This window comes from bacterium (assembly GCA_040754625.1).
In the GTDB taxonomy this organism is placed as follows: Bacteria; JACRDZ01; JAQUKH01; order JAQUKH01; family JAQUKH01; genus JAQUKH01.
This window is the reverse complement of the sequence record JBFMCF010000016.1, coordinates 1-5,394: the sequence shown is the minus strand read 5'-3', so window position 1 is coordinate 5,394 and position 5,394 is coordinate 1. Positions and strand designations below refer to the sequence as shown.

The following is a 5,394-nucleotide window of genomic DNA, read 5'->3' as shown; positions in this document are numbered from 1 at the left end:
GTAACTATATCAAAGATAATCAATGATTTATACAAAACTCAAAATTAAATAGGTGAAAAACCATGAAAATAAAATTGATCGCACCGGCAAGAAAACCTGAATGGGGGGAGAGTTTTTGGGATTTGAAAACACTTTGCAAACTTACAGGTAAAAAAGCTGGTAGTGTTCCATTAGCTTTACCTACTTTAGCGGCATTAACCCCTTCTGATGTGGAAGTTGTTTTAACCGATGAAAATGTTGAACCTATTGATTTTGATGAAAAAGTAGATTTAGTGGGAATTACAGGAATGACTTGTTCTATTTCACGTTCATATGAAATTGCAGATCAATTCAAAAAGATAGGTGTGCCAGTAGTTATGGGTGGTATTCATGTTTCTATGCTTCCTGATGAGGCGATTCAACATTGTGATTCTGTGGTAATTGGTGAAGCGGAAGGGATATGGGAACAAGTTATAAGGGACGCTCAAAAAAAAAATCTGCAAAAGTTTTATCGCACATCGGATTTTCCTGATTTAACTAACGCTCCAATACCCAGATGGGATTTGTTAAAAATTAATCAATATCTTGATTTTACTATTCAAACAGGTCGTGGTTGTCCGTATGATTGTGAGTTTTGTTCAGTAAAGGTGTTTAATGGAAGAAAGTATAGGCATAAGTCTATAGAAAATGTTATTGAAGAAGTTAAAACTTTACAAAAAATTGATTCCAGAAAAATAATATTTTTTACAGATGACAATTTATTGGCTATGCCAAGTTATGCTGAAGAATTTATGAAAAGTTTAATACCTTTGAAAATCAGGTTTTGGTGTCAGGCTCCAATAAATAAATTAAAAGATGATAAAATACTGAAATTGATGTATGCGGCAGGTTGCCGTGTGGTTTTTATAGGATTTGAATCTGTTTCTCAGAAATCTCTTGATAGAATGAATAAAAGCCATGTAAATAAGGTCGAAGAATATAAGGAAACAATTAATAAAATCCATTCTAATAAAATTGCTGTATTTGGTTCATTTGTTTTAGGCGGCGATGCGGATGATGAAAATATCTTTGAAGAGACATCTAAATTTATCGATGATACTAATATCGCGTTTTCCATGGTTAATATAATTACTCCATTACCGGGAACGGTGTTATCACAGAGATTAGAAAAGGAAGGGCGAATATTACACAAAGATTGGAGCAAATATAATGCAGAAAATATTTGTTGTAAACCTCATTTGATCTCAGAAAAACAATTAAATGAGGGGCATAAGGAAATAATTCAAAATATTTATTCCTATAATCATATTCATAAAAGATTGCACAATATTTGGAATAGAGGTGTATTTGTTCGAGATAATGATAGTTTTTTAGGTCGTTTTACAAAGGGAAGAATTATTTTTTCAATAAAAAGTATTTTAGAGTTTAAAAAAGACAGGACATTTTTTGTTCTCAGGTCATTATGGAATCGTAATGTTACATCAGTGGTTAGTATTCTTTCTGCATTAAATTATCATGATTATACGGAAAATTTAACAATAAGGAGTAACCATGAGGGAAACAGTTTTACTTACAGGTAGTACAGGCTTACTTGGTAGTTATATTCTAAAAGAACTAATAAAACATAATGTGGGGAATATAATTGTTTTAAGTAGGGGTGAAACACAAGAAGAAGCAGATAGAAGAGTTTATCAGGAATTGGGAAAACATTTATCTTCAAAAGAGAGACAAAGATTTTCTAAATTAGTTGAGATTATCCGTGGTGATATTACACAAGAAAATTTAGGATTATCAAAAAAAATGTTTAATAATTTAACAAAAAAGATTACTTTAATTTATCATTCAGCAGCTTTATGTAAATTTAATATCCCATTGAAGATTATAAGAAAAGTCAATGTTAAAGGGACTGATAACATTTTAAAATTTGCTTTGGTATGTAAGAAATATAATCTAAAAGAAGTACACTATATAAGTACAATAGCTGTTGCTGGGGATAGTAAAGGTGTATTTTATGAAGACAATCTGGATTTAGGACAAAAATTTAATAATACTTATGAACAGAGTAAGTTTGAAGCAGAAAAATTAGTTGTAAAATATAAAAAAAAGGGATTACCTATTACTATTTATAGGCCAGGAATTCTTGTGGGTGATTCTGTTACTGGTTATACAAATAATTTTCAGATGTTCTATCAAGCATTGCAAATATTTTTTAGTGAACTATTCAATGAAATTCCTGCTGACAAGAATTCAATTTATTATTTAGTGCCTGTGGATTATGTTGCAAAAGCAATAATGCGGATATCTTTAAATAAAAATGATAACAATAATAAGTTAACTTATCATATTATTAATTCTGATACACTTGTGTTAAATAAATTCCTAGATATTTCTAGTAAATATTTTAAATTTAAAAAACCTTTGATTATATCTAAAATAAATTTTTGTTTTGAAAAACTAAGCCCTTTTCAGATGAGAATTATATGGCCATATATTCCATACTTAAATTATGGATTACATTTTGATTCAAAAAATACTAAAACAATTTTAGGCAAAACAGATTTTAAATGGCCTAAAATAAATGATGTTTTTTTGAGACGTTTATTTAAATTTTGTGTCCAATGTGAATTTATTATACCAAGAAAGAAACCATCGCTACGCGTATTATCTAAACATTTTTAATTAAAATTGGAGCTGACTATTTTATGAATCTTTTTGGTTTAAGTGGCTTATTGATTGGAATTACTAGCAGTTCAATGGCGATTCTTGTTTTTATAAAAAATCGTGAAAATTTAGCCAATAAACTATGGATACTTTTTACAATTTCAGTTGCAATTTGGGGATTTGGAGCTTTAAAGATATCTATAACAAAAGATCCAAAGGTTGCATTATTTTATTGGCGGTTAGTGCATATTGGTGTAATTTTTATCCCTATATTATTTATGCATTTTGTCTATACTTTTTTAAACAAAAAAGAACACTGGCCAATATACTTTGTCTATTCAATTGGTTTTTTCTTTTTATTCATAAATTTTACAGATTTATTTATTAAAAATGTTGCTTTTGTTTTTAATTCTTTTTACTATGATGGGCACCCCCCCACCATTTTTTATTCAGTTTTTACAGCCTTTTGGTTTACAGTAATTATAATAAGTCATATAATTTTATTTATTGCATTAAGGAAAAGCACTGGTATAACTAAAACACAGATAAATTATTTTATTTGGGGAATGCTGGTCAGTTTTTCTGGTGGAGGAATGTCTTTTATCCCGGTTTTTGGTGTTGATATCTATCCTTATGGTAATTTAGCCGGTTTTTTATATCCTATTATAATAACTTATGCTATTCTTCGTTACAACCTCATGGACATCCACGCCGTAATCAGCAAGGCCGTAACCTACGGCAGTTTGGCCATACTAAGCGCGGCAGCCGCGGTTCCTATTTTAATTTCCTGGGAAAAATATCTTTTTGGGCAAATAACGGAAAAATTAGTGGAATTAAACTGGTTTGTAATTATAACGGCGTTTTTTATGACCTTGATTGCGACTTTATTTTATCCGAGGATTATTGCCAGACTGCAGGAGAAATTCAGGGGCATTTTTTTCAAGGAGAAATATGATTTTAAAAAGATTGTTAATGAATTGAGCAATGCCGTGGTGAATGTGCTGGATTTGCAAAGCCTGCTTGAGATAATTGCCGAACAATTGACAATAGCGTTCGATGTCAGCAAAGTTTCCATAATCGCTTTAGACCAGAAAAGGAACCTTTATAAAATGCTTTATTCTCAGGGAATGGATCCCGCATTGGCTAAATCTTTTTATGCTAAACCGGCGGGTAATTTCATAAACGCGCTGAAAGAAACAAATAAAATTGTGATAAAAGAAGAAATAGAGCGGATGCTGGAAGAGCCGCTGTATCAGGATGTGATAAAGAAATATAAGGAGGGTCAAGGGTCAAGGGTCGAGGGTCAAGAACAGGAAAAAGAAGTCGCCAGATACCAGACACCAGACACCAGCAATGTAGGGGCGACATTTATGACGCCCAATGATACCGTCAGAAATGCCGAATCCGATAAGTCGGATTCTATTTCTGATGGGGTAAATGCAGGGGCGATTCACGAATCATCCAGAAAGGATGGCGAGGTAAAAGATAATAGCCTGAGGAAAAATTCTGGGATTTCGGAAAAAGAGTGGCAAAGATTGAATTACTGGTTCATCGCGGAGAAGATGAAGGAGATTTTCGCAGAAATATCCATCCCTCTTTTTTTGCATGATAAACTGGTTGGAGTAATCAGCATGGACATGAAAGGAAATAAAGACGCCTATTCCAACGAAGACCTTGAGCTTCTTAACACATTGAGCGTCCAGGCCGCGGTGGCGATCCAAAATGCCCAATTTATTGAGATGGACAGGCAGAGATTCCAGATGGTGCGGCATATGGATAAACTCGCGTCCCTCGGGCTTCTTGTGTCGGGCGTAGCGCACGAGATACGAAATCCCCTTGGGACTATAAAGACCTTTTTCCAGCTTTTCCCCGAACGTTACGACAATGAGGAATTCAGGACAAATTTTATGAAACTGGCGTCTTCGGAAGCGGACAGGATTTCCCGCCTGGTTGATGAAATTCTGGGTTTTGCGAAGACAAAAAGGACAGATTTAGTGCCTGGCAACATAAATGAGTTTATAGATAAAATAATAGTTTTTGTGCAGATGGAATCCAAACGCAAGGCTGTCAAGTTCGAAAAAAACCTGGATAATTCCATTCCCAAAATCATGTTTGACCCGGAGAGAATGAGACAGGTATTTCTCAATTTTTTTATGAACGGGGTTGAGGCCATGAAAAGAGGCGGGGTATTGAGTGTGACGACCCAGAAAATCAACATGAGAGGGAGAGATTATATCAGGATTGATATTGCTGATACGGGAGAAGGAATAAGCGAAGAAAATATCGGAAGCTTATTTACGCCGTTTTTTACGACAAAGGATGACGGCACGGGCCTCGGGCTTTCCATTTCATATCAAATCATTAACGACCACCAGGGCATGATTGATGTTAAAAGCAAGATAAATGAAGGCACCACCTTTTATATTTACCTGCCTGTTGAAATGGTATTTTCTGACAAAGAAAAACCCGAACAGAAACTTCCGGGCCTCAAGAGAGTTTTAGATAATTACAATCCCGGCCTTTCAAAAGTATAAACCCCATCCCTGACCTATTTCCCTTGACTGTATATGGGAAAGTAGTATACTAAAACCAGTTAGAGGGAATTATTAACAAGGAGGAAAAGAAAATTAACAACATAAACTGGACTGGAAGAGATGAAAACGGATTTTTATGCGGGAGCGGCAAATACACACTCGGTATCCGTGCGATTGACGCGGCCGGCAACGAGTCGAACTGGATGTATGGGGCAGTGGA

At 34.1% G+C, this 5,394-nt stretch carries 3 protein-coding genes; all 3 read left to right on the top strand.

Translation table 11 applies throughout. From position 1 onward, the window contains the following. The first annotated feature begins 62 nt into the window (after window positions 1–62). Genes AB1498_00970 through AB1498_00960 form a run of 3 tightly spaced genes read left to right on the top strand, consistent with a single transcriptional unit; the run spans window position 63 to window position 5,174 of the window. Window positions 63–1,559 (top strand): radical SAM protein, encoded by a 1,497-nt coding sequence (locus tag AB1498_00970; protein MEW6086874.1) that lies wholly within the window; start codon window positions 63–65, stop codon window positions 1,557–1,559. Beyond that, a complete protein-coding gene (locus AB1498_00965; GenBank protein MEW6086873.1) occupies window positions 1,531–2,658 on the top strand; it encodes an SDR family oxidoreductase in 1,128 nt (375 codons plus the stop codon). The genes AB1498_00970 and AB1498_00965 overlap by 29 nt, the downstream gene beginning before the upstream one ends. A 23-nt stretch (window positions 2,659–2,681) precedes the next feature. Further along, window positions 2,682–5,174, top strand: a complete 2,493-nt coding sequence (locus AB1498_00960) for an ATP-binding protein (protein ID MEW6086872.1) — start codon at window positions 2,682–2,684, stop codon at window positions 5,172–5,174. Window positions 5,175–5,394: the final 220 nt, after the last annotated feature.

Coding starts and splice junctions, on each gene's coding strand:
- AB1498_00970 (MEW6086874.1), top strand. CDS start 63: ATGAAAATAAAATTGATCGCACCGGCAAGAAAACCTGAATGGGGGGAG.
- AB1498_00960 (MEW6086872.1), top strand. CDS start 2,682: ATGAATCTTTTTGGTTTAAGTGGCTTATTGATTGGAATTACTAGCAGT.
- AB1498_00965 (MEW6086873.1), top strand. CDS start 1,531: ATGAGGGAAACAGTTTTACTTACAGGTAGTACAGGCTTACTTGGTAGT.